The sequence below is a fragment of the Flavobacterium bizetiae genome (genome assembly GCF_902804475.1).
GTDB lineage: Bacteria > Bacteroidota > Bacteroidia > Flavobacteriales > Flavobacteriaceae > Flavobacterium > Flavobacterium bizetiae.
Map to the genome: position 1 here is coordinate 1 of NZ_CADCSU010000230.1, position 280 is coordinate 280.

Here is a 280-nt window from a genome sequence, read left to right on the forward strand (position 1 = left end):
TATTCAGGACAGAGAGGGAGATATTTTCGAACAATTTTGCCTTGTTCCCGACAGTAAAACGCATTTACTGATTAGATCGCGATTTAATAGATTGCTTGAAAATAAAATAAAACTTTTCGATCATCTTAGTTCTCAGCCACTTCAAGGAAGGTATGCAATTGAACTAGAAGGAGATAAAAGGAGAAAGATCCAAAAAAGAACAGCTACTATAGAAGTACGCTTTTCAGAAATAACAATAGGCAAACATCAATATTCAGGGAAACATCTTCCCGATAAAATC

1 protein-coding gene is annotated in these 280 nt (G+C 34.6%); it reads left to right on the plus strand.

Annotated elements, in window-relative coordinates; genetic code table 11:
- Positions 1 to 91: 91 nt before the first annotated feature.
- On the plus strand, positions 92 to 280 hold a 189-nt coding region (locus tag FLACOL7796_RS24770), incomplete at its 3' end, for a hypothetical protein (RefSeq protein WP_232067449.1).